The organism is Marinobacterium mangrovicola (assembly GCF_004339595.1).
In the GTDB taxonomy this organism is placed as follows: domain Bacteria; phylum Pseudomonadota; class Gammaproteobacteria; order Pseudomonadales; family Balneatricaceae; genus Marinobacterium_D; species Marinobacterium_D mangrovicola.
On the sequence record NZ_SMFU01000009.1, the window covers coordinates 165,306 to 188,672 of the forward strand.

19 protein-coding genes are annotated in these 23,367 nt (G+C 58.7%); 13 read left to right on the top strand and 6 right to left on the bottom strand.

Annotation, left to right across the window (positions count from 1 at the left end):
• Positions 1–49: 49 nt before the first annotated feature.
• From CLV83_RS13240 to CLV83_RS13275, 8 genes are all read left to right on the top strand, one after another.
• A complete protein-coding gene (locus CLV83_RS13240) occupies positions 50–2,458 on the top strand; it encodes an ATP-binding protein (protein ID WP_132293140.1) in 2,409 nt (802 codons plus the stop codon).
• A 21-nt stretch (positions 2,459–2,479) separates the two neighbouring features.
• Positions 2,480–3,187: a hypothetical protein gene (locus CLV83_RS13245; RefSeq protein ID WP_132293142.1), complete on the top strand. Its 708-nt coding sequence runs from the start codon at positions 2,480–2,482 to the stop codon at positions 3,185–3,187.
• 105 nt (positions 3,188–3,292) lie between these two features.
• Entirely contained in the window at positions 3,293–4,162 is an 870-nt protein-coding gene (locus tag CLV83_RS13250) for an NAD(+)--dinitrogen-reductase ADP-D-ribosyltransferase (protein ID WP_207894892.1), read from the top strand.
• Positions 4,163–4,505: 343 nt separating this feature from the next.
• Positions 4,506–5,633, top strand: a complete 1,128-nt coding sequence (locus tag CLV83_RS13255; protein ID WP_132293144.1) for an ABC transporter ATP-binding protein — start codon at positions 4,506–4,508, stop codon at positions 5,631–5,633.
• Between the two features lie 52 nt (positions 5,634–5,685).
• A complete protein-coding gene (locus tag CLV83_RS13260; protein ID WP_132293146.1) occupies positions 5,686–6,744 on the top strand; it encodes an ABC transporter substrate-binding protein in 1,059 nt (352 codons plus the stop codon).
• Positions 6,745–6,824: 80 nt separating this feature from the next.
• Positions 6,825–8,066, top strand: coding sequence for an ABC transporter permease (locus CLV83_RS13265; protein WP_132293148.1), 1,242 nt, complete (start codon positions 6,825–6,827; stop codon positions 8,064–8,066).
• 15 nt (positions 8,067–8,081) lie between these two features.
• Positions 8,082–8,936: an ABC transporter permease gene (locus tag CLV83_RS13270; protein ID WP_132293150.1), complete on the top strand. Its 855-nt coding sequence runs from the start codon at positions 8,082–8,084 to the stop codon at positions 8,934–8,936.
• A gap of 717 nt (positions 8,937–9,653) precedes the next feature.
• A complete protein-coding gene (locus CLV83_RS13275) occupies positions 9,654–10,715 on the top strand; it encodes an ABC transporter substrate-binding protein (RefSeq protein WP_132293152.1) in 1,062 nt (353 codons plus the stop codon).
• 94 nt (positions 10,716–10,809) lie between these two features.
• Here the strand turns inward: CLV83_RS13275 and putA are convergent, their stop codons facing one another.
• Positions 10,810–14,436 (bottom strand): bifunctional proline dehydrogenase/L-glutamate gamma-semialdehyde dehydrogenase PutA, encoded by a 3,627-nt coding sequence (gene putA, locus CLV83_RS13280; protein ID WP_132293154.1) that lies wholly within the window; start codon positions 14,434–14,436, stop codon positions 10,810–10,812.
• A 180-nt stretch (positions 14,437–14,616) separates the two neighbouring features.
• On the opposite strand from putA, the gene CLV83_RS13285 reads away from it, so the two are divergent.
• Positions 14,617–15,069, top strand: coding sequence for an Lrp/AsnC family transcriptional regulator (locus tag CLV83_RS13285; protein WP_104005498.1), 453 nt, complete (start codon positions 14,617–14,619; stop codon positions 15,067–15,069).
• Here CLV83_RS13285 and CLV83_RS13290 read toward each other — a convergent pair.
• On the bottom strand, positions 15,066–15,989 hold the full coding sequence (locus tag CLV83_RS13290; RefSeq protein ID WP_132293156.1) for a LysR family transcriptional regulator: 924 nt from the start codon (positions 15,987–15,989) through the stop codon (positions 15,066–15,068). The genes CLV83_RS13285 and CLV83_RS13290 overlap by 4 nt on opposite strands.
• A gap of 183 nt (positions 15,990–16,172) precedes the next feature.
• Here CLV83_RS13290 and CLV83_RS13295 point away from each other — a divergent pair, with 183 nt between their 5' ends.
• Entirely contained in the window at positions 16,173–17,432 is a 1,260-nt protein-coding gene (locus CLV83_RS13295) for a LysR family transcriptional regulator (protein ID WP_132293158.1), read from the top strand.
• A gap of 36 nt (positions 17,433–17,468) precedes the next feature.
• Here the strand turns inward: CLV83_RS13295 and CLV83_RS13300 are convergent, their stop codons facing one another.
• Genes CLV83_RS13300 through CLV83_RS13315 form a run of 4 tightly spaced genes read right to left on the bottom strand, consistent with a single transcriptional unit; the run spans position 17,469 to position 19,905 of the window.
• Positions 17,469–18,326, bottom strand: coding sequence for a class III extradiol dioxygenase family protein (locus CLV83_RS13300; RefSeq protein WP_132293160.1), 858 nt, complete (start codon positions 18,324–18,326; stop codon positions 17,469–17,471).
• Positions 18,326–18,682, bottom strand: a complete 357-nt coding sequence (locus CLV83_RS13305; protein ID WP_132293162.1) for a protocatechuate 3,4-dioxygenase — start codon at positions 18,680–18,682, stop codon at positions 18,326–18,328. Before CLV83_RS13305 ends, CLV83_RS13300 begins: the two co-directional genes overlap by 1 nt.
• A gap of 54 nt (positions 18,683–18,736) precedes the next feature.
• On the bottom strand, positions 18,737–19,192 hold the full coding sequence (locus tag CLV83_RS13310; protein ID WP_132293164.1) for a nuclear transport factor 2 family protein: 456 nt from the start codon (positions 19,190–19,192) through the stop codon (positions 18,737–18,739).
• Positions 19,189–19,905, bottom strand: a complete 717-nt coding sequence (locus CLV83_RS13315; RefSeq protein ID WP_132293166.1) for an alpha/beta fold hydrolase — start codon at positions 19,903–19,905, stop codon at positions 19,189–19,191. The genes CLV83_RS13310 and CLV83_RS13315 overlap by 4 nt, the downstream gene beginning before the upstream one ends.
• 364 nt (positions 19,906–20,269) lie before the next feature.
• Between CLV83_RS13315 and CLV83_RS13320 the strand changes: the two genes are divergently transcribed.
• Genes CLV83_RS13320 through CLV83_RS13330 form a run of 3 tightly spaced genes read left to right on the top strand, consistent with a single transcriptional unit; the run spans position 20,270 to position 23,112 of the window.
• Positions 20,270–21,268 (top strand): TRAP transporter substrate-binding protein, encoded by a 999-nt coding sequence (locus tag CLV83_RS13320; protein ID WP_132293168.1) that lies wholly within the window; start codon positions 20,270–20,272, stop codon positions 21,266–21,268.
• A gap of 18 nt (positions 21,269–21,286) precedes the next feature.
• Positions 21,287–21,811 (top strand): TRAP transporter small permease, encoded by a 525-nt coding sequence (locus CLV83_RS13325; RefSeq protein ID WP_132293170.1) that lies wholly within the window; start codon positions 21,287–21,289, stop codon positions 21,809–21,811.
• The gene (locus CLV83_RS13330; protein ID WP_132293172.1) at positions 21,808–23,112 is read left to right on the top strand and encodes a TRAP transporter large permease; all 1,305 of its coding nucleotides are present in this window, start codon (positions 21,808–21,810) and stop codon (positions 23,110–23,112) included. Before CLV83_RS13325 ends, CLV83_RS13330 begins: the two co-directional genes overlap by 4 nt.
• Positions 23,113–23,367: the final 255 nt, after the last annotated feature.

Sequence of the window (23,367 nt, forward strand, 5' to 3'; positions counted from 1 at the left end):
ACTGATCTACGCTTTGACTATCGATAGATGAAAAGGATGGGCGTTAAGGATGGCTGCTAAGGATCTGAAACCACTGGGGCCGGACCAACTCTACCACCACTGCGACCTGAGCCGATTCGGCTTCAGGTCCACGGCTGACCTTTCGCCGGACTTCTCCGCGCTGGGCCAGGAACGGGCCATGGACGCCATCAACTTTGCCGTCGGCATGCCCCATCCCGGCTACAACCTGTTTGTCAGCGGCTCCACCGGTATAGGCCGCAGAGAACTGGTCTCACGCACCATTAACGCTCGGGCAGCCAAGGGCGAGGCGCCTCAGGACTGGGTCTATGTGCATAACTTCGAGCGCAGCCACGAGCCCTGCATGCTCAGTTTGCCGCAGGGGCTGGGTAAGGCGCTGTCGCGGGATATGCAGAAACTGGTCGAACAGCTGCTGGTGCAGATTCCCTCTACCTTCAAAAGCGACGATTACCGCAACCGTGTTCAGGAGCTTACCGACGAATTCGAGCAGCGCGAGGAAAACGCTTTCAAGGGCCTGGGCGAAAAAGCCCATGAAGATCAGATCACCCTGATGCGCACCCCTTCCGGCTATACTCTTGGCCCTCTCAGAGAGGGCAAGTTGATGACGCCGGATCAGTTCAAGGCGCTGCCGGACGAGGAGAAAGAGCGCATTAAAGCAGCGCTGGAGCGCCTCAATGCCGAATTGACCAACCTGGTACGGGACCTGCCCAAGCTGCAGCAGGAGCAGCGCGAAGCGATCAAGGCGCTGGAGGATGAAATCACCCACTCCATCATCGACCCGGCGCTCTCAGGACTGCGCGAAAAGTACGGTGCCCAGACCGAGGTGCTGACGTTTCTCGATCAGGTACACCAGGACATGATCGAGAACGTGGACGACTTTTTTGCCCCGGAAAAAGACGACAACGCAAAAACGCCGCTGCATAAACTGGCCAAGAGCGATGCCTTCCGCCGCTACCATATCAACCTGCTGGTCAGCCACGACAACGACGGCGGCTCACCTGTGGTGGTGGAAGATATCCCCAGTTACCAGAACCTGGTGGGGCGGATCGAGTACCGCTCCTCTTTCGGCACCCTGAGCACCGACTTCAGCCTGATCCAGCCGGGCGCCCTGCACCGTGCCAACGGCGGCTACCTGATCGTCGACGCAGAGAAACTGCTCACCTACCCCTTCGCCTGGGAGGGGCTGAAACGGGCGCTGCGCAACCATGAGATCCGCATCGACCCGCTGGAAAAGATGTACGGCATCAGCGGCACTCGCTCGCTGGAGTCAGAGCCGATACCGCTGAAAGTGAAGGTGATTCTGATCGGCGAGCGGCGGCTCTATTATCTGCTCAAAGCCTACGATCCGGAGTTCAGCTCGCTGTTCAAGATCTACGCTGACTTCAATGAACAGCTGGACCGCTCCCGGGAGAATGTCGAGAGCTACCTCGGTCTTATCACCCAGCTGGTGCAGGAGGAGGCTCTGGCGCCCTTCACGCTTACGGGCCTGGAGCGAATCGTCGAACAAAGCTCCCGCCGCGTCGACGACAGTGCCAAGCTGTCGCTTAACCGTGGCCAACTCGTCGATCTACTGCGTGAGGCCAGTTACTGCGCCACCCAGGCCGGCGCCAGCGAAGTGGATGCCGAGCATGTCAGCCGTGCCCTGAAGCTGGCCCGCACCCGCAGCGCCCAATATTCCGAGCTGATGCAGGAACAGATCGAACGCGGCACGGTAATGCTTGCTTCCAGCGGCACCGCCATCGGCCAGGGTAACGGCCTGACGGTCTTCCAGCTCGGCGATCAGCGCTTCGGCAAGCCGGCCCGGATCAGCGCTACCGCACGCCTGGGCAGCGGCAAACTGATCGATATCGAGCGTGAAACCGAGCTCGGTGGGCCGATCCATACCAAGGGCGTGATGATCCTGGCTAACTGTATCGGTGCTCGCTACGCCCGCAACGCGCCCCTCTCGCTGCATGCCAGCCTGGTGTTCGAGCAGTCCTACGGACTGGTCGATGGTGACAGCGCCTCCGCCATGGAGCTCTGCGTGCTGCTTTCCGCTATTTCCGGCCTGCCGATCAAGCAATCCTTTGCCGTCACCGGCTCGATCAACCAGCAGGGCGAGATTCAGGCGATCGGCGGCGTGAATGAGAAGATAGAGGGCTTCTTTGAGCTTTGCCGCAACCGCGGCCTCAGCGGCGACCAGGGCGTGATCATCCCCAAAACCAACGTCGACCACCTGATCCTTGATCACGAAGTCGTCGCCGCCTGCGAAGCGGGTCAGTTCAGCATCTATGCCGTCAGCAGGCTGGACGAACTGATCAGCCTGCTGTTCGAGCGAGAACCGGGTAAAGCCGATGAAGATGGCCGCTATCCACCCTCTAGTGTCAACGGCCGGGTGCAGCAGCAACTGTTCGACTGGACCGAGCAGGCCCGCAAGCTAAGCGGCAAAAGTGAATCCTAACGGGGCTGGGAGGAGCAACCGATGATTCGGCAACTGCTGATTCGATTAGATGCCTCTCTGCCGAACCCGGGCGAACTGGAACGCTGGGTAACCTTGGCGCAGGCACTGGACGCCGACCTACTGGCACAACTGGAGGAGGATGAATCCCTCAACACGCTGGCCGGGCTGCCGTTCAGCACCGAAATCTGCCGCTCCAGCGCTATGACGCGGCCGCTGAACAACGCCAGTCTGGACCGACGTATGCGACGTAATATTCAGGCTTTAGATCGGCAGCTGGCAGAGATAGCCCGCCACCAGCCGCTTAAATGGCAGGTAACGCGCATCAGCCAGCACAGCTCAATCCGCCCGTCAGCGGGCACCGCGCTGCTGCGCATCGGCAAGCTTCACAGATCCTATACGGTAGCCAAACCCGGCTATCGGCCCGGCCGACCCCATATAGCAGTTATCCACAACGGCGACGAAGCCTCGGAGCATGCCTTGGAATGCACCCGCCGAATTGCCGACCAGTTCCATCTGCCGATCGTTCTCCTGGCCCTGCCCGAATCCCCCTGGCACCAGACCCACGGGCTGCCCGAGGGCATCGCCGTACGCACCGACCTGGCGGTACCCGAACGGGAGCTGCTGCTGCCACTGCTGCGTGCCTGGCAGGTCAACCTGCTGGTACTGCCCGCCAGCCTTCTCAACGACGATGAAAACCTGCCGCCGGTGGCCACATTGATCACGCCCTGATCAGCTTCAGACCGGCCCAGATCAGGACAAGGCTCTCTACGAGTCGGTAAGATCCCAGAATCACTCATGACTACTCCTAACTACTCATAACTGGAAAGCCCTCCCTTGCCCGAGCATCGTTCGCCCGAAGCCGACCTGCCACGGCCACCGAAAAACGCTCTGCTGCCGCTGAACCGCTGCAACCTGCCCGCGCGGGTGATCGCCAGTCTGGAGTATCAGCAGTCACCGGCACCGCTGGAGCTGGACGGTATCCGTGCTCTTTATGCTGACCTGCTGAAGCAACTGTCCCATGACGCCAGCCCTGAATCCCGCCTGCAAACCTTCCGCAACTACATGACGGTGAGATTCCGCCTGCCCGCCGATGATCTACCTGACTCGGAACAGGCGGAGCCGCAACCTAGGCCCAAGGCGCATTACAACCGCTTGCTGCGCGGCTGGTTTTTCGATTCGGACAGTCGTGAAGGAGCGGTCTGGAAAGGCTGGGTGGAATCCCGCTTCGGCCTGCTGACCCGGTTTCACAAGGAGCCGATCCCGGGCCCGGAAAGCGATGCCTACGACCGTTTTATGGAGGAGCGCGTACGCGGCATTTACAACACCAATGCCCTGGATACTCAGCTCGACCTGCTCTATACCTATTGCCAGTATGAACTGGCTCAGCGCTACCCTGGCCAAAGCCATCTGCGCCTCTACCGTGGCAGCGTCGGAGAGCTTTTCGGCACGCCTGCAGATAAAGAGGGCTGCCAACCGCTGAAGCTGTTCAACAATCTCAGCTCCTTCAGCCTCGATCCCGAAGAGGCCCTGCGTTTTGGTCATCGGATTCTGCAGGTGGATGTTCCGCTGACAAAAATCGTCTGCTTCGACAGCCTGCTACCGGGGCAGCTGCACGGCGAGCAGGAGTACATGGTTCTCGGTGGTCTTTATCGGGTGGCACCGTATCGGGGCGTCACCAGCGCGGAACTTCATTCAGCACACTAAGCGACTGTTTCCAGAAACGAAAATACGTTACGTAACAGATGTTACAAAAAGAAACATTTATATCCCGACTCTTTTGCTAAGGAAATTTCCCCTCTAATCTCCACTTTGCAAGCTATCTTTCCTGTAAATGCGCAGCAAGCTAAAAAAGTGCACCAAAAGCCCAAAAGTGGTGCATTTATGCCTAGACTGGATGAAATACGAAACAGCATTCTGCTTGAAACGACTGTAACACGCTGGTTTACATCAAACTGGTACGCAGATTGCCTTTCAACTTCACCAAAAGTACACCATGACCGCACCAACGCGCGCCCACGGATAGCAAAGCAATGTAAGGGGTTACTCAGTGTCAGGTTCCGACGTCAACGATCAATACGTTCGCTTCATCAATGTGAAGAAGAGCTACGACCAGAAGAATCTGGTGGTAAAGAATTTCAACCTGGACATCCGCAAAGGTGAGTTCGTTACCCTGCTGGGCCCTTCGGGCTCCGGCAAAACCACCTGCCTGATGATGCTGGCCGGTTTCGAGGATGTCACCAGCGGGGCCATCGAGATCAACGGCAAGTCGGTCCAGGATGTGGCGCCCTATCACCGCAACATCGGCATGGTGTTCCAGCACTACGCCCTGTTCCCGCACATGACTATCGCCGAGAACCTGGCCTACCCGCTGAAGGTGCGCAAACTGCCCTCCTCCGAGGTCAAGCAGAAAGTTAAGGACTCCCTGGCCCTGGTGGAACTCGATGCCTTTGGTGGCCGTTACCCCGGCCAGCTCTCCGGCGGTCAGAAGCAGCGCGTGGCATTGGCGCGCTCGCTGATTTTCGAACCCAGCATCGTGCTGATGGATGAACCCCTGGGCGCGCTGGATAAGAATCTGCGTGAACACATGCAGTACGAGATCAAACGCCTGCACGAGCAGCTCGGTTTCACCGCCATCTATGTCACCCACGATCAGACAGAAGCCCTGACCATGTCCGACCGCATCGCCGTGTTCAATGACGGTGTGGTGCAGCAGTGCTCGCATCCCTCGGCGCTTTACGAGACGCCGGCCAACTCCTTTGTCGCCGACTTTATCGGCGAGAACAACCATATTCACGGCACGGTGGAAGAGTGCAACGAGCAGACCGCCACCATCAGCCTGTCCCGCGGTGACAAGGTCAGCGCACTGAATATCAACTGCCCGCCCAAGGGTGAGCCGTGCATTCTATCGGTACGACCGGAAAACCTGTTTATCGCCGAGGCGGGCAGGGAGTTCGATAACGTCATCAGCGCCGAATTCATCACCCGGCTCTATGTCGGCGATGCCATCCGCTACTTCTTCAAGATGAGCGACGGCGCCGAGCTGATGGTGAAAATGCTCAACGATCAGGATGCACCGGTCATCGAGCCAGGCTCCCAGGCCCGCCTGACCTGGGCCACAGACCGCGGTCTGGCGCTCGATAAACCGGCTGATAAGGATAGTGTCGAGGCGGCATGAGGCTGCCTGACGTCTATGGACCAACGACTCAATGTCTGGAAGAGGTGATCCAATGAAGAAGAAACTGTTATCCCTGGCGGCCGCTGCAGCCGTCAGCATGTCTGCCAACCTGGCAAGCGCTGACGAACTGACCGCGGTTTCCTTCGGGGGCTCCTACGGAGCGGCGCAGCAGAAGCACATGATCGACCCGTACATGGATAAAACCGGCCACAACATCCTGTTTGAGAACTACTCCGGCGGTGTTGCCGAGCTCAAGGCACAGGTGGAAAGCGGTAACGTCCTCTGGGACGTGATCGATATGGAAGTGATCGACCTGGAGCGCGCCTGCTCCGAAGGTCTGCTCGAAGTATTCCCTCAGGATCAGCTGCCTCCGGGTGACGACGGCACCCCCGCCGCCGAGGATTTCAGTGAAGAAGCCCTGGCCAACGAGTGTGGCGTCGGCAACATCGTCTGGACCGTACTCTACGCCTACAACCACGACACCATCGAAGGCGGCGAGCCGACCTCGATGACCGACTTCTTCGACACCGCTACCTACCCGGGCAAACGCGCCATGCGTAAGCGCCCGCAGGTCAACATGGAATGGGCACTGATGGCTGACGGTGTGCCCAAGGATGAGATCTACGACGTTCTCTCCACCGAAGAGGGTCAGGCCCGTGCTTTCGCCAAGCTGGACAGCATCAAGGACGACATCGTCTGGTTCGACAGCTGGTCCCAGGCTCCGCAGCTGCTGAACGACGGCGGTGCGGTGATGGTTCAGTCCGCCAACGGTCGTTTCTTCGCCGCTATCCAGGAAGAGAACAAGCCGTTTGAGATGGTTTGGGACGGTCACGTCTTCGACCTGGACGTCTGGGCTATCGTTAAAGGTACCGACAAGAAGGACCTGGCGATCGACTTCATCAAGTATGCCACCGGCTCCAAGCCGCTGTCCGGCATGCCTGACGTCGCCTACGGCCCGACCCGTCAGTCTTCCTACGCGTACATCGACGAATCTATCGTTCCGAAGCTGCCGTCTGCTCACCTGGATGAAGGTCTGAAAGCCTCTTCCATCTTCTGGGCTGACTACGGCGAGTCTCTCGGCGAGAAGTTCAACGAATGGCTGCTGCAGTAATCCGCTAAGCCATACAGCTATCAAACGCGCACTAAACCGGGCTGCCCTTCGGGCGGCCCGGCCTGACAGGGTTATTACGCATGTCCAACCCAGAGTTGACGCAAGACGAGATCAAGCAGGCCGATCGCAACATCCGCCGCCGCAAACTGCTGGCGATATTTTTTGTCGCGCCCCTGCTGCTGTTTATTTTCGTCACCTTCGTCGCCCCGATCGGGACGATGCTCTACCGCAGTTTCTACCATCCCACCGTCGCCGAGCTTATTCCCGATACGCTGGCGCAACTGGATGACTGGAGCGAGGAATCTGGAGACCTGCCACCGACGGCAGCGCTGAACGCCTTCGCCGTGGAACTGCAGACCCTGGCCGCTGAGCGCCGTTCCGGCAAACTCGCGGAAGAGATCAACCGCGCCTATCCTGGTGCTTCAAGCCTGATCAAATCCACCGCCCGTAAAGTGCGCCGAGTGGATCTGGCCGAACTGCAGACCAGTGGTGGCCAACTGGTGCTTGATGCCCACAAGAAGTGGTCCGACGTGAACGTCTGGCGGGCGATGAAAAAGTCCGGCTCCGTTATCAAGGATGACTTCTACCTGACCGCGCTCGACCTGGAGCGTAATCCCCAGGGCGAAATCGTTCAGCGAGACACGCAGATCTACCTGGATCTGTACTGGAAGAGTCTCAAGATCGCCTTCTACATCACCGCGCTGACCGCGCTGATCGGCTTCCCGTTGGCCTGGTATCTCGCCAACGCACCCTCGCGGGTCGCCAACACCCTGATGATTTTTGTGCTGCTGCCGTTCTGGACCTCGCTGCTGGTACGTACCACCGCCTGGATCGCTCTGCTGCAGACCAACGGCGTGATCAACTCCACGCTGATGTCGCTGCATATCATCGATGAGCCTCTGGACCTGTTATATACCCAGTTCGCCACGGTGATAGCGATGACCCACATACTGATGCCGTTCATGATTCTGCCGCTATACAGCGTGATGAAGGGGATCGACCCGAGTTATTTCCGTGCCGCCCTGTCGCTGGGCGCAAAGCCGATTCCGGCCTTTATCCGCATCTATATGCCGATGACGGTACCCGGGCTCAGTGCCGGCGCGTTGCTGGTGTTCATCATCTCCATCGGTTACTACATCACACCGGCGCTGGTCGGCGGTACCGAGGGGCAGATGATCTCCAACATCATCGCCTTCCATATGCAGTCTTCAAACAACTGGGAGCTCGCCGCAGCGCTCGGTTCCCTGCTGCTACTGCTGATCACTCTGCTCTACTGGCTGTATGACCGCCTGGTGGGCATCAGCAACCTGAAGCTGGGCTAAGGAGTAAGCGTACAGATGGCTAAATTTCCACGTTATTTCACAATCTGGCAGAAGCTGGGCCTTTCCGGGGTCAAGCTGACCGCCTACCTGGTACTGCTGTTCCTGATGGCGCCGATCCTGGTGATCATTCCGCTGTCATTCAACGCCGAGCCCTACTTCACCTTCACCGAAGGAATGCTTGCGCTGGACCCGAGCGCTTACTCGCTGAAGTGGTATGAAGAGATTCTGGCGGATCAAAAATGGATTCTGGCGATCAAGAACAGCTTCTACATCGGCCTGATGGCCACGCTGATCGCCACTGTATTGGGCACCACCGCCGCCATCGGTCTGACCAGCGGCCAGATGCCTTTCCAGCGCATGATCATGGCGCTGCTGCTGTCACCGATGATCGTACCGCTGATCATCACCGCAGCGGGGATGTTCTTCTTTTACACTCAGCTGGATATCGCCGGCAGCTACATGGGCGTAATACTCGCCCACGCGGCCCTGGGGACACCCTTCGTGGTGATCACGGTGAACGCTGCCCTGGCAGGATTTGACTACTCATTGGTGCGCGCCTCTCTGGGCATGGGCGCCAAGCCTGTGTACACCTTCTTCAAGGTGATCATGCCGCTGATCCGCCCCGGGGTAATCTCCGGCGCTCTGTTCGCCTTTGTTACCTCCTTTGACGAGGTGATCGTGGTGCTCTTCCTGGCCGGCCCTGAGCAGCGCACTATTCCACGCCAGATGTTCTCCGGCCTGCGCGAGGAGATCAACCCGACCATTCTGGCCGTCGCGACCCTGCTGGTAATCATCTCCGGTCTGCTGCTGCTGACCATGGAGTACCTGCGCGCCCGCGGTGAGAAGATGCGTGCCGGGGAGCTGGATTGAACGTTCACTGATAACGCTTGATACCGTCTCTGCGGCAACGGTCTACTCTCAGGAAAACTTCGCCATCAGGGCCCTCGGTGACACACGCCCGAGGGCCTTTCTGATGCATGAGGCAAGACCTGCTATCACCCTGACCCCAGCACTGCTTTCTCAGTTCAGAAAGCCCCAGGGCCGCACAGATTTTATCGACATAAGAGCGCTGCGGGCGCCGACCGGGGGCCTGATAACCAGCGGGATGTAGAGTGCAGAGTACAGAGCGATTTAACCTGAGTGATAAATATCATGCCGCGATAGAGCGGATAATAAATACCGTTGCACCTCGCTCTCGATCAAGAAAACTCCCCGATCGCCAGAGCATTAAAAAGATATATTTCTTTTAATTTAAAAGAGAAAACAATACGTTAATCTCATAAACCTAGTGCATTCCTGCTCATTCTGAAAGAGAATCTGGACACAGATTTACTCTGCCAAAGCAGGAGCAGGCTAACGCCCGACGGACTTGTTTATCGCAGAAGTGGGACGATAGTTCGAAAGCATAACTTCCGTCGAATTGATCTCAGGCCTCTGCATCGGCGTCACAACCCGCTGCTTTTCTAAGATGAGCGCTGGTGCCGGGCTGAGAGGGAAAGTGCTTAATAATCGGGACCGTGTCGCGGCCGCAGAAGAGATTCCCGATTTCGATGGACCAATAGCTCAATGGCTTGAATAGGAGATTCAATGAAGAAGAAACTGTTAGCCTTGGCGGCGACCACCGCCGTTAGCCTGTTTGCCAACCTGGCAAGTGCCAATAAACTGAATGTGGTTTCATTCGATGGCTCCTACGGAGCATCACTGCAGATGCACGTCATCGACCCTTACATGGTCAAAACCGGACAACACGTACTGTTCAAGAACTACTCCGGTGGGATCGTCGAACTCAAAGAGCAGGTAGAGAGCGGCAATGTCGTTTGGGATGCCATTGAGCTGGAGGGGAATGACCTGGAGCGAGCCTGCGCCGAAGGTCTTCTGGAAAGGTTTCCGATGGACCAGCTGCCTGCGGGCGACGACGGCACCCGGGCTACCGAGGACTTCAGCGAAGACGCTCTGACCAGCGAATGCGGCGTCGGCAACATCTACTGGTCTGTGCTCTACGCGTACAACCACAACACCATCAAAGGCGGCGACCCCTCCTCCATGGAGGACTTCTTCGACACCGAGTCCTTCCCGGGAAAACGCGCCCTGCGTAAAAGCCCACAGGTCAATCTGGAATGGGCTCTGCTGGCCGACGGCGTCCGCAAGAGTGAAGTCTACGACGAACTCGCCACTGAACAGGGGCAGGCTCGCGCTTTCGCCAAACTCGACACGATCAAGGATGAAATCGTCTGGTTCGATTACTGGTCCCAAACTCCGGAGCTGCTGAATGATGGCGCCGCGGTGATGGTTCAGTCCGCCAACGGTCGCTTCTTCTCAGCAATCCAGAACGAGGGCAAGCCATTCGAGATGGTCTGGGACGGACATATCTTCGATCTGGACGCCTGGGCTGTCGTCAAAGGCACCAGCAAAAAAGAAGCGGCGCTGGACTTCGTCAAGTTCACCACCAGCTCCAAACCGCTGGCAGGGATGTCTGAAACCATGGCTTACGGCCCGACACGTCAGTCCTCTTACGCCTATATCGACGAATCCATCATTCCCCAGCTGCCATCCGCTCATCTGGATGCAGGCCTGAAGACCTCTGGTGCCTTCTGGGCTGAGCATGGCGCCGCTCTCGACGAAAAGTTTCACGCCTGGCTTAGCCAGTAAACAAGCAGCCACGCTGATACTGATGACAAAAGAAAAGGCCCTCTCGCTAGAGGGCCTTTCTCGTTAGAGACTGATGGCGGCAGGAAGCGCCAATTTACTCAGACTGAGCAATCAGGCTGGCGTTACCGCCCGCGGCGGTGGTATCCACACAGAGGTGACGCTCAATCACGTAACGCTCTGCCAACAGATGCTCGGTCAGCAGCGGCAGCAACGCGCCTGTGCGCTCCGCGAGAGCCTGGCGGTACTCTTTCAGCATCTCAGCCCCTGCACAGCTAATCACTGCATCAAAGCCGCTGGTACGGATCAGCGCTTCCGGCTGCAGTTGTCCATCTAGACCAACCACAGGCAGACCGGCCTTGCTGGCGTCGGCCAGCAGTTTGTCGGCACCCGGTGCGATCACGACCGCCTTGTTCCCCTGAGACAGGGCCACAGCAGCCTGCTCCATAGCGCTCGCTTTGTCCGGCCCGAGGCAGAGAATCAGCCCGCGGGCGCAGTTGGACAGACGGTTCAGCTCACCGGTCGGTCCCGGCAGCAGCTCAGGCTCAGCATCCAGCGCCGCAGGCACCTGGTCGAAGAAAGGCTTCAGTGCCTGCTCGCGGGCTTCAGCTTCGGGCGCTTCAACTGCTGCAATATGGCTGATGGCAGCACTTAGCGCATCGCTGCACACCATCGCGGCACCGTCTTCAGCGCTGCGCGCATCGGTGGCGCTGTTCTTGAAGCGGCGCACATAGTGCGGGCCACCCGCTTTCGGACCGGTACCGGAGAGACCTTCGCCACCGAACGGCTGGGAGCCTACAATGGCGCCGATCTGGTTACGGTTCACGTAGGTGTTACCCACCTTGATCCGGTTAACGATGCGGTTCACACGGCTATCCACACGGGTGTGCAGACCGAAGGTAAGACCAAAGCCCTGGGCGTTGATATCGTCCACCACCTTGATCAGTTCATTGGCTTCAAAGGTGGCCACGTGCAGTACTGGGCCGAAGATCTCCTCTTCGAGTTCTTCGATACCTTCCAGACGGATCACCGTCGGCGCAACGAAGATCCCGGCTTCCGGCTTCGCCAAAGACTTCAGCACACGGCCTTTCTGAGCGAACTTCTCGCAATGAGTCTCGATCTTCGCCTGGGCGGCCTTGTCGATCACCGGGCCCACGTCGGTGGAGAGCTCCCAGGGATTACCCATGCGCAGCTCATCCATGGCACCGAACAGCATCTCCAGCAGATGATCGGCGATATCTTTCTGTACATAGAGCATGCGCAGCGCAGAGCAGCGCTGGCCGGCACTCTGGAAAGAGGACGCCAGCACATCGCGTACCACCTGTTCCGGCAGCGCCGTGGAGTCAACGATCATGGCGTTGAGGCCACCGGTTTCCGCCACCAGCGGTGCGTCCGGCGCCATTTTCTCGGCCATTACACGGTTGATGATCTGTGCTGTACCGGTAGAACCGGTGAAGCAGACGCCGTTGATGCGCGGATCGGAAGTCAGCGCAGCGCCCACCGAAGCACCGGCGCCCGGCAGCAGCTGTACCACCTCTTTCGGAATGCCGGCCTCGTGCATCAGCTCCACGGCACGGGTCGCGATCAGCGGCGTCTGGTCCGCCGGCTTGGCCAGTACGGTGTTGCCCGCCGCCAGCGCGGCCAGTACCTGACCGGTGAAGATCGCCAGCGGGAAGTTCCACGGTGAAATACAGGTGATCACACCACGGGCGTCGCCTTCACCGTCGATACGTACACCTTCATTGGCGTAGAAACGGGCGAAATCCACCGCCTCGCGCACCTCGGCGATGGCGTCGAGCAGGGTTTTGCCCGCCTCGCGGGAGGTCAGGGCAAACAGCTCGTGGGTGTTCTGTTCATACAGGTCGGCAACGCGATCGATACGCGCGGCACGCTCCTTGGCAGAAAGCTTGGACCAGCTCTCATAGCCTGACTGCGAAGCGACAATCGCGGTCTCTATATCTTCAGGCGCAGACAGGGTCAGATGACCTACCAGGTCGTTCGGATCGGCGGGGTTGCGCACCTCTTTCTGCTCGCCACCAACTACTTCGCCGGCCAGAACCGGGCCGCCTTTCCAGGCGGAACTGCGGAAAGCGCCACGCTGGGCTTCCATAAATTCCACTTCCACCGGATCGGTCACATCCCAGCCCTTGGAGTTGCGACGACCTTCGCCGAACAGGTCCTGCGGACGGACAATCTTGTTGCTGGAGACGTTCTCGCCCAACGACTGCACCAGCGCCACTGGATCACGGGCGATCTGTTCCGGCGTAATACGGGTATCGACAATCTGGTTCACGAAGGAGCTGTTGGCACCGTTTTCCAGCAAACGACGCACCAGGTAAGCCAGCAGATCCTGGTGTGCACCTACGGGTGCGTAGATGCGGCAGCGTTTGCCGTCGCCGTTCATCAGCGCTTCGTGCAGGGATTCACCCATGCCGTGCAGACGCTGGAACTCGAAGCAGTCACGCCCCTTGGCCAGCTCAACGATAGCGGAGACAGAGTGAGCGTTGTGGGTGGCGAACTGCGGGTAGATGCGGTCGGTCATACCCAGCAGTTTTTCTGCGCAGGCCAGGTAAGAGACATCACTGCACGCCTTGCGAGTATAAACCGGGAAACCATCCAGCCCCATCACCTGGGCACGCTTGATCTCGGCATCCCAATAGGCGCCCTTCACCAGACGTACCATGATGCGACGGTCCAGTTTTTCCGCCAGGGCGTAGAGCCAGTCCAGCGCGTGGGAAGCACGCTTGCCGAACGCCTGCACCACAACGCCGAAGCCGTCCCAGCCGGCCAATTCCGGATCGGAAAGAATCGCTTCGATCACATCGAAGGAGAGATCCAGACGATCCGCCTCTTCCGCGTCGATATTAAAGCCCATGTTGGCGGCTTTCGCCTGCTTAACCAGCTCCAGCGCACGCGGCACCAGCTCGTTCATCACACGGTCGCGCTGACCATATTCGTAACGTGCATGCAGGGCGGAAAGTTTTACAGAGATACCGGGGTTATCACGGATATCGTCATGTTTGCAGTTCAGCGCCAGCGCCTTGATCGCACTGGCGTAGTCACGCTGGTAGCGCAGCGCATCCGCATCAGTCCGCGCTGCTTCGCCGAGCATGTCGTAAGAATAGGTGTAACCCTTGGATTCATACTTACGGGCGTTTTTCTGCGCTTCTTCGATGGTACGGCCGAGCACAAACTGGCGCCCCATCTCTTTCATCGCCTGATTCGCCACGGTGCGCACCATCGGATCCCCCATGCGCTTCACCAACTGGCGCAGGGTTTCCACCAGGCTGCGGGTATCGGACGGGCTGATCACCTTGCCAGCCATCATCAGGCCCCAGGTGGTGGTATTAATCAGGGAAGAGTTGGATTTGCCGCGGTGTTCGCCCCATTTGCCAGAGGAGATCTTGTCCTCGATCAGCTCATGGATGGTGACGTTGTCCGGCACACGCAGCAGCGCTTCGGCCAGGCACATCAGCGCCACGCCCTCCTTGGTAGTCAGGCCATACTCGGCGAGGAACTTCTCCATCATGGTCGGCTTGGAGTTACCACGCACATCGCGGACCAGATCGGCCGCGCGGTCGGAGATCGCCTTGCGCACCTGTTCCGAGAGGTTGGCACCGGCAATCAGCTCGCTGATAACACGGTGCTCGTCGGCCAGATAGTTGGCCCGCATCGCTTCGCGGCTAGTTTCCATTGTCGGTTGTGTAGTCTGCACCTGAGCCATGATCGTCGCTCCTCCTTATACGTTGTCTTGCCGATGCATTCTACGCAAGCTATCGCATACACTTTTCCTATATAGAAAACATCAACGTCGTATATCGACTTTTATTCAAATACCAAAATATCTTTCGTCCTGTAAAATTAGCTTAAATAGTCAATTTCACCAGCGAGCAGTACCAACACCATGAACGATCTGGATAAATTCGACCGGGCCATCATCAAAGAGCTGCAGCTCGACGCCCGGATTACGGTCACCGGCCTGGCTTCAAAGGTGGGTTTATCCAAGACTCCCTGCCAGATCCGCATGCGGCGGTTGGAAGAGCAGGGTTATATTCGCGGCTATACCGCGCTGATCGATCAGAAAAAGATGGGGCTGGACCATATCGCCTTCGCCCAGGTCACGCTGAACGACACCAGCACCGCCGCGCTGGAAGCATTCAATGCGGCGGCCAGGAAGATCTCAGCAGTGGAGGAGTGTCATATGATCGCCGGTAACTTCGACTATCTGTTGAAGGTCAGAACCCGCAACATGGAGGAGTACCGGGCTGTGCTGGGTGAACAGATCTCCTCTCTGCCCCACGTGCTTCAGACCAGTACTTTTGTGGTGATGGAAAATGTGAAGGACACACGTGGTTAATCACAGTGTCCGAAGATCGGGTTGCAGGCGCCCTGGGCGTTAAGCTGCTCGATCGCCAGCCTGAGCCATTCGCACATCGCTTCAACCCGGGCCAGACGCTCTTTGCGACGTGGTATATACGCCTTGTACCAGCGATCCTGGGGCGGAAAATGCTCCAGCAGCGGCACGATGGTGCCTGCATCCAGCCCCTTGCGGGCGATATAGCGCGGCAATACCGAGATACCAAGCCCACGCTCTACCCCGCGGCTGAGGGTATGGTTGTCATCCGATGCCAGCCGCGCCTGCACATCCACATACAGCGGCCCGCGCTCGGACTCGAACGCCCAGGTGGTGCCCTGGGGGCTGAATATAAGACAGGTGTGATCCACCAGATCACTGGGATGATTGATCGGCGGCGCCTTGGCCAGGTATTCCGGCGAGGCGCAGAGCAGCACATTGGTGGGCGCCAGCGGTACCTGGCTGACACCGTCATAGTGGGCCAGGCGGCCACTGACCATGATATCCACATCCTCCTCCAGCGGGCTCACCGAGCGATCCGCCAGCACGGTTTCCACCGTAATACGGTCATGCACCTTCATAAACTCTACGATGGCATTGGACAGGTGCGCCATGGATAGCGTCGTCGGCAGCATCAGTCGCAGGTGCCCCTCCAGCTTGCCATCATCACGCCGGGCATCCTTGAGCAGTTCCTCAAACTCCATCAGCGAATGACGCACCCTTGGCAGCAACCGCTGACCGGCATCGGTAATGGTGATGGTACGGGTGGAACGCTCGAAAAGACGCGAACCTACGGACTTCTCAAGCTGCGCTATCCGCTTCGCCACCACCGAGGGCACCACGTGCAGATGCCGTGCGGCCGAGGCAAAACTGCCATGGCTGGCCACGGCGAGAAAGGTACGCAGATTGGTAATCATGTCCATAAGCAGCCCCTCAGCTAAGCCTCTGTCTACCTGCAAAGATCTCCGCTGAAACGGAGCACTAGAACATATTAATTCCTTTTCGCGCTCAATGAATGCGCAAATAAGACATTTTGATTCCAGCAGTGATCGATTAGGCTTTGATCCAGATCAATAAATATAACAATCAGCTTCCCGGAGGGGCCCATGCAGTCCACTCTGAGCACCAACCCCGATTTCAAACCCAACATGCGTCGCCTGCGCGCCGTGGTTACCGTCGCCGAGATCGGCGGCGTTATGCGTGCCGCCGAAGCACTGCACCTGTCTCAACCATCGGTGACCCGTGCTGTTCGCGAACTGGAATCATCCCTTGGCGTTGAGCTGTTCCAGCGCCACCGCAACGGCATGATCTGCACCGAGATCGGCGAGATCGTCGTGCGCCGCCTGCGCCGCGCACTGGGCCACCTGACCGATGCCGAAGCGGGCCTCGCCGCGCTGGAGCCCACAGGCAACTTCGAGCGTCTGGCGCAGCGGCTCTCCTACCGGCAGCTTACGGTGCTGGTCGCCCTGTCCGACTTCCGGGTGGAACCTATGGCCGCCGCCCACCTGAACCTGACCCAGCCCGCCATCAGCAGCAACCTGCGCGATCTTGAGCGGCAGCTTGGCATCTCCGTGTTCCTGCGCACCCAGCAGGGGATGCGCCCTACCCAGTGCGGTGCACTGCTGACTCACCACGCCAAGGTGGCGCTGCGCGAACTCTGCCTGATCTCTCAGGACCTGCACGCCTGGCAGGACAAGGGCCGCGGCCAGTTGGTGATCGGTGCGCTGCCGATGTCCAGCTCACTGCTCGTGCCTCGCGCCCTGGACCGACTGACCCAGGAGATGCCCGGCGTGAAAGCCACGCTGATCGATGGCACTTATGAATCCCTGCTCACCGCCCTGCGCAACGGCGAGATCGATATTCTGGTGGGTGCCCTGCGTGACAACCCGGGTTATCCGGAGATCACTCAGACGACGCTCTATGAGGATCGCCTGGCCGTGGTCGCCCGTCATGATCACCCGCTGGCCCGCCGTGATGATCTGACCCTGAAGGATCTGCGCAACGCCCAGTGGATCGCACCACGTCTGGGTACGCCGGCACGCAACTGCTTCGAAAAGGAGTTTCACGACGCCGGTCTCGAAGCACCGGAGATCGGTATCGAAGCGGGCAACCTGATCACCATCCGCTCGCTGCTGCTCGACAGCGACCGGATCACGCTGATATCACCGCACCAGGTTCACTTCGAGGTTCACGGCGGCCAGCTGACCCTGCTGCCGGTACCGCTGAAGGGCAGTCAGCGCGAGATCGGCATGCTGATCCGCAACGACAGCAAGCCGTCCCAGCCGCTGAACACCCTTTGCCAGATTCTTGCCGATATCGGCAGCAACCTGAGTCTGACCGGTGGTGATAAGCGCCGCTTCCACTAGAAATCGACGCTACTTTCTAACGCTCAAACACCCCGGCTAGGCCGGGGTGTTGCCCTCGTTTTCCAGCGCCAGCACCGCCATACCGGTGGTCATCGGTGCGTAGTAGAAGCGATGCCTCTCTTTCACCTGCTCTGTCATCGCGCCGCGCATCACCAGCCACATGATCACCTCGCCACCTTCGGCACCCGCGGCGGTCATCACCTCTTTATGGGAAAGCTGCGCCAGCGCCTTGGGATCGTCCTGGATGTTCTGCAGCCAGGCCTTATCCCACTCCTCATTGATCAGGCCAAAGCGCTCACCATTGAGCTGGTGCGACAAGCCGCCGGTACCGACGATCGCCACGCGCAGATCCTCGGGGTAGGACTCCACGGCACGGCGCAACGCCTGGCCAAGCTTGAAGCAGCGTTGTCCGGTGGGCAGCGGGTGTTGAATCACGTTCACCAGCAGCGGCACCACTTTTACCGGCCATTCATTTTCGCCCGGTTCCCAGAGCAGCGGCATGGCGGTAAGGAAGCCATGATCCAGCGCCATCTCCTGGCACAGGGTCATATCGAACTCATCCGCCACCAGCGAGTTCGCCAAATGCTCAGAGAAACTTGCATCGCCCGGGAAATCCGGCAGCGGCCGCTTGCCATAACCCTCATCGGCTACCTGGTAGCTGTCCGCCACACCCATAGCAAAGGTCGGGTAACGGTCGAGGAAGAACTCGGTGCCGTGGTCGTTGTAGACCAGGATCACCACATCGGCTTTCACCTCCTCTTCCAGCCAGCGTTTGACCGGCTCATAGCCGTCAAACAGCGGCTGCCAGGCTGGGTCTGCCTGCTTTTTTTGATCGTAGGCCCGGCCAATTGAAGGCACATGGGAAGAGCCTATACCTGCCACTATCTTCGCCATCAGGTTGCCTCCGGTACATTGCGCGTTTTAAGAAAATCCTCGTAACTCTCACCGCGCATCTGAGCCCCGATGGGATAGAGTCCGTGCCCAAGCGTGGCACCTAGCTTGAGAAAGAAGAACAGGTTGCCGCCGAGGCGGGTCAGCTGCAGCCAGTCGCGATCGCGGATCGCCTGCTTCTGCTCCTCTGACAGGTTGTAACGCGCCATGTATGCCTCCTCATCGGCGAGATAAGCCTCGCGGTTTTCGGCGTAACGCAGTGAGTTGCACATTTTGTTCACGGCATACCCCTTACGGGATAAATTCAGGTCGAACACGTACGTACCGGGTATTCCCCAGCGGTCCTGGTCTGCTGACATGGTTTGCTCCGAAACTGAAACGCGTTGCTTTCTTTGCTTAAAAGCAGCCTGCGTTTACAGGGGTTGATGCAGGGTAAAGCTGGCCCGACGCTCGGCGATCAGCCAGCGGCCCGCTTCGAATACACAGAGGTCATCGAATTCACCCACCATGATTCTCGCTTCCGCCGGAGGCCCAAGGTGATCGCCGGCATCTTCACGTTTGTCGGCGCCAAACACCTGGGCATAGCACCGCACGCGGGCTCTGTCTGCGTTTCGAATATCGACACGGAAGTTGCTGCAGAGATGGCGGGTCAGGCGGTGTTCGGGGCGGGCGTTGTAGGATTCAAAGATCGCCTCGCGACCCAGCAGCGGTTTTTCCGGTGCTGTCGGGCGGTAAAGCACACCCTTTTCGACAAAGAGTTCAGCCAACTGCCGAAACTCACGGCTGTCTGCGAAATGCGCGGCATCCAGCACCAGCCGAGTCAGATCGCGCTCAATCTTGAGCTGCTGCAGAAGATCCAGATCGCTCATAGCTCGGCCTCCAGCCACTGTTTAATCGCCGCGGATACCGCATCAGGCCGCTCCATGGTGCTCATATGGCCGGCGTCTTCGATGGCACCCAACTGGGCGTTGGCAACCAGCTCGGCCATCTCTTCATGACGTTCCAACGGGCTCCAGCTGTCCTGACGACCGCACAGCAGCAGCGTCGGGCAGCTCAGCGATTCCAGCACCGGGGTGGCATCGGGGCGATTCAGCAATGCATTGATCTGGGCAGCGAAGATCTCCGGCGTTTTGCGCTCGATCATCGCCAGGATCTCCTCGACGAGAGCCTGATCGTCAAGACGCTCGGGATGCACCATGCCCTGAACCCACTGCTGGCCCATGACGCGCATGCCGGCTTCCCGGGCCTTGTTCAGCAGTGCAAAGCGGCCCGCCTGCTCTTTCTCGCCCGCCTCACCTGCGGCGCGGGGTTTGTAGCCGGTATCCATCAGGATCAGATGACTGACGCGCTCCGGCGCCTTGCGGCAAACCTCCAGCGCCACACGACCGCCCATGGAGTGTCCGGCAAGAACAAATTTTTCCGGCGCGCTCGCCAGCACCAGATCCGCCATCGCTTCGATACTGTCGGCCATGCCGTAGTCTGCAATCTGGCAATCGATCATCGGCGCCAGTGCTTTTACCTGTTCTGTCCAGACCGCGTCATCGCACATCAGCCCCGGCAGCAACATCATCTGAGGAAGCATTCCCAACCCTCGTCCTGTTCAATTCATCGACCCAACGCGCGGGCCCTGTTTTATTGTTTCCGTTCTGGCACCGCTGCCTTTCCATACTGTCACCGCGATACATCAGCCGACCAATAGTTTTCCCCATCGGCGCCATTCATTTTTCTTATTAACCGCGACTGGGACACGCCAAATAGGAAAAACGTATATCTGATCGATGTTTTTGCATTGGTTATTGCTAACCTCCAGAGAGTAGGCTCGAAAGTAGAAGGAAAGCCACGAATGGGCCAAGGCGGTGAAAACTGCCTGACAGGTTAGCCACCTGACTGAACCCGTTCAGCGCTTCCTCCATCCTGACAACAACAAAAATACAGGAGCCATCTCGATGGACCTATCTCTGCGTAAAGCCCTTCTCTGCCTCGCATCCAGCGCCGCATTGCTGACCGCCAACGTTGGCCAGGCCGCCGAGGAGTTAAAACTTGCTCACTTTGTTTCCACTACCCACACGCTCAACAGCTCGATCATCGACCCGCTGAAGCAGCAGGTTGAAGCCCGCACCAACGGCGAGCTGACCATCAAGGTATACCCCGGCGGCGAACTCGGCCGCGGCCCGATGGAGCAGTACGTGCGTGCGCTGCAGGGCGTGGCCGATATCACCTGGGGCCTGTCTGGCTATACCTCATCCCAGTTCAAGAAATCGATGGTTGTGGAACTGCCCGGCGTCATTCCGGAAGGCACCAGCGGCTATGACATGCTGTGGAACGCCTACGATTCTGAGCTGAAAAGTGAGTTCCCCGGCACCAAGCCGCTGGCGCTCTGGGTCAGCGAACCCAGCGTCCTGATCATGAAAGACAAGAACATAAGCTCTCCGGAAGACCTCAAGGGCCTGAAGATCCGCGTCTCCGGTGCCATGACCGGCAAGCTGATCGAAGCCTACGGCGCCACCCCGGTACAGATGAGCGCACCGGAGATCTACAACGCCCTGCAGACCGGTCTGATCGACGGTGTTGCCACCGGTGCCAGCGCCATCACCGACTTCAAACTGGGTGAAGTAGCCAACTCCTATACCGTCGGTATTCCGCTTGGCCACATCATGTTCTACCTGGTGATGAACCAGAAGAAGTACGACAGCCTCTCCGACGAACAGCAGGCTGCCATCGATGCCAGCAGCGGTCGTGCCCTTTCCCAAAGCGGTGAAGTGGCGTGGAACGAGCGTGCCGACAAAACGCTGGATGGACTGCGGGCCGATCCGGACTCCACCGTTATCGACCTGACGCCGGAGCAGATTGCACCATTCAGCGCGATCTCTGAGCCTTTCGTTGTCGAAAACCTGAAAGAGATCGACGGCGGCCAGGCGGTGCTCGACGCCATGCTCAAGCGTTAACCCCTGACAGAGATTCCCATGGCAACTCTCTTGAAACCGTTAATCACTCTGACGGACAGGCTCACCAGCCTGTCCAGCATTTTCTCCACCGCGGTGCTGCTGTTTGTCCTGCTGACCATCCTCACGGATGTGATCGGGCGCTTCTTTGGCAGCCCACTGGCGGGATCCCAGGATCTGACACAGATGGCGATGGTGCTGATCGTCTTCGGCGGCATGGCCTACTGCGAAAAAAACAGCGGCTTTATCGCGGTAGACCTGTTTGAAAAGATGTTCCCGCCGCTGATGAACCGCATCCTGGACGTTCTCGGCCTCCTGGCTGGTGCCCTGCTGTTCGCGGCGATCGGCTACACCGTGATCGAAGCGGCGGAGATCTCCCAGATGCTGGGCCTGAGCACCAATATTCTTGGCCTCGAAAAGGCGCCTTTCCAGTACGCCCTGGCGGGCTTTTCCCTGCTGACCGCCTTCAGCCTGCTGTTGAAATGCATCAACCGCCTGCTGTCTCTGTGCGGCTCCCAGGACGCGACCGAAGAGGTGAATGAATGAGTAGTGAAATCATTGGTACGCTGGGCATCCTGGCGCTCCTGCTGTTGATGGTACTGCGCATACCTGTGGCGTTCGCCATCGCCGTTGTCGGGCTGGTGGGCATCACTATCCTGGACAGCAGCACCTCGGCCATGAGCGTACTGGCCAGCGAAAGCTTTACCCTGGCATCGAACTCGGAACTGATCGTGGTGCCGCTGTTTATCCTGATGGGTAACATCGCCACCGAAACCGGCATGAGCCGCAAGCTTTACGACGCTGCCTATGCTCTGATCGGCTCAATCCGTGGCGGTCTAGCATCGGCCACAGTCATCGGTTGCGCCGGCTTTGCCGCGCTCTGCGGCTCCTCCGTCGCCTCGGCGCTGACCATGGGCAAGGTGTCCCTCGCGGAGATGCGCCGCTTTAACTATTCGCCCAAGCTGTCGGCCGGCGCCGTGGCCGCTGGCGGCACCCTGGGTATTCTGATCCCGCCCTCCACCGGCTTTGTGATCTACGCGATTCTCACCGAACAGTCGATCGGCCGTCTATTCCTGGCTGGCGTGCTACCAGGGATACTGCTCTGCGTGCTGTTTATCGCCTGGATCTTCGTCCAGTCCTACCTCAAACCGGACAGTGCCCCTGCCGGCCCGAAAACCACCTGGCGCGAAAAAGGCGACGGGCTGTTGGGCGCCGTGCCGATCCTGATGATCATTCTGCTGACCATCGGCGGTATCTACACCGGCATTTTCTCCCCGGTGGAAGCCGCAGCCGTGGGCGCGGGCCTGGCCATCGTTTTCGGCGTCGCCATGCGCAAGCTGGGGCCTAAAGCGATCTGGCGCGCGGCACAGAGCACACTGACCACCACCTCCACGGTGATGATCATCCTGATCGCCGCCAACCTGCTGAACCCGTTCCTGGCGCTGAGCCATATTCCGCAGAACCTGGGGCAGTTCCTTACCGGGCTGGATGTAAGTCCGATCCTGATTCTATGCCTGATTCTCGCCTGCTACGTGGTGCTGGGCTGCTTCCTGGAAGGGTTCTCCATGCTGGTGCTGACCATGCCGATCTTCTTCCCGGTTATCTCGAGCCTAGGCTTTGACCCGATCTGGTTTGGTGTCGTCGTAGTACTGGCGCTGGAGATGGGACTGATCAGCCCACCGGTGGGTATCAACGTGTTTATCGTGAAATCGGTGGCGCCGGATATCCGGTTGCAGGATATCTTCTCCGGCATCATGCCGTTCTGGCTGGTGATGATTCTGGCCATGGTACTGCTGGTGGCCTTCCCGCAGATTGCACTGGTGCTGCCGGACACGATGATGAACTGACCGCACAACTGAATAACCATGCCTTCCCCTGCCCCGGTAACCCGGGATGCAGCTTTCCAGCCGGATCTTTGGATCCGGCTTTTTTCTGCCATTTTTAAGGTTCTGGACTATCGTTACTTCAGCCAAAGAATAGGCTATTGGATCCAAAATAACCCCCTCATACAGCAAACTAAAAAATTTATACCTAATACTTAATTACTATGGATCCATTCTGGCCTTTTCTGCGGTACATGGGGCAATATAGGTTCAAGTTGG

Bases quoted from the DNA above. Each gene is read 5' to 3' on its own strand.
- CLV83_RS13240 (WP_132293140.1), top strand. From the start codon at position 50: ATGGCTGCTAAGGATCTGAAACCACTGGGGCCGGACCAACTCTACCAC.
- CLV83_RS13245 (WP_132293142.1), top strand. From the start codon at position 2,480: ATGATTCGGCAACTGCTGATTCGATTAGATGCCTCTCTGCCGAACCCG.
- CLV83_RS13260 (WP_132293146.1), top strand. From the start codon at position 5,686: ATGAAGAAGAAACTGTTATCCCTGGCGGCCGCTGCAGCCGTCAGCATG.
- CLV83_RS13265 (WP_132293148.1), top strand. From the start codon at position 6,825: ATGTCCAACCCAGAGTTGACGCAAGACGAGATCAAGCAGGCCGATCGC.
- CLV83_RS13270 (WP_132293150.1), top strand. From the start codon at position 8,082: ATGGCTAAATTTCCACGTTATTTCACAATCTGGCAGAAGCTGGGCCTT.
- CLV83_RS13275 (WP_132293152.1), top strand. From the start codon at position 9,654: ATGAAGAAGAAACTGTTAGCCTTGGCGGCGACCACCGCCGTTAGCCTG.
- putA (WP_132293154.1), bottom strand. From the start codon at position 14,436: ATGGCTCAGGTGCAGACTACACAACCGACAATGGAAACTAGCCGCGAA.
- CLV83_RS13285 (WP_104005498.1), top strand. From the start codon at position 14,617: ATGAACGATCTGGATAAATTCGACCGGGCCATCATCAAAGAGCTGCAG.
- CLV83_RS13290 (WP_132293156.1), bottom strand. From the start codon at position 15,989: ATGGACATGATTACCAATCTGCGTACCTTTCTCGCCGTGGCCAGCCAT.
- CLV83_RS13295 (WP_132293158.1), top strand. From the start codon at position 16,173: ATGCAGTCCACTCTGAGCACCAACCCCGATTTCAAACCCAACATGCGT.
- CLV83_RS13300 (WP_132293160.1), bottom strand. From the start codon at position 18,326: ATGGCGAAGATAGTGGCAGGTATAGGCTCTTCCCATGTGCCTTCAATT.
- CLV83_RS13305 (WP_132293162.1), bottom strand. From the start codon at position 18,682: ATGTCAGCAGACCAGGACCGCTGGGGAATACCCGGTACGTACGTGTTC.
- CLV83_RS13310 (WP_132293164.1), bottom strand. From the start codon at position 19,192: ATGAGCGATCTGGATCTTCTGCAGCAGCTCAAGATTGAGCGCGATCTG.
- CLV83_RS13315 (WP_132293166.1), bottom strand. From the start codon at position 19,905: ATGCTTCCTCAGATGATGTTGCTGCCGGGGCTGATGTGCGATGACGCG.
- CLV83_RS13320 (WP_132293168.1), top strand. From the start codon at position 20,270: ATGGACCTATCTCTGCGTAAAGCCCTTCTCTGCCTCGCATCCAGCGCC.
- CLV83_RS13325 (WP_132293170.1), top strand. From the start codon at position 21,287: ATGGCAACTCTCTTGAAACCGTTAATCACTCTGACGGACAGGCTCACC.
- CLV83_RS13330 (WP_132293172.1), top strand. From the start codon at position 21,808: ATGAGTAGTGAAATCATTGGTACGCTGGGCATCCTGGCGCTCCTGCTG.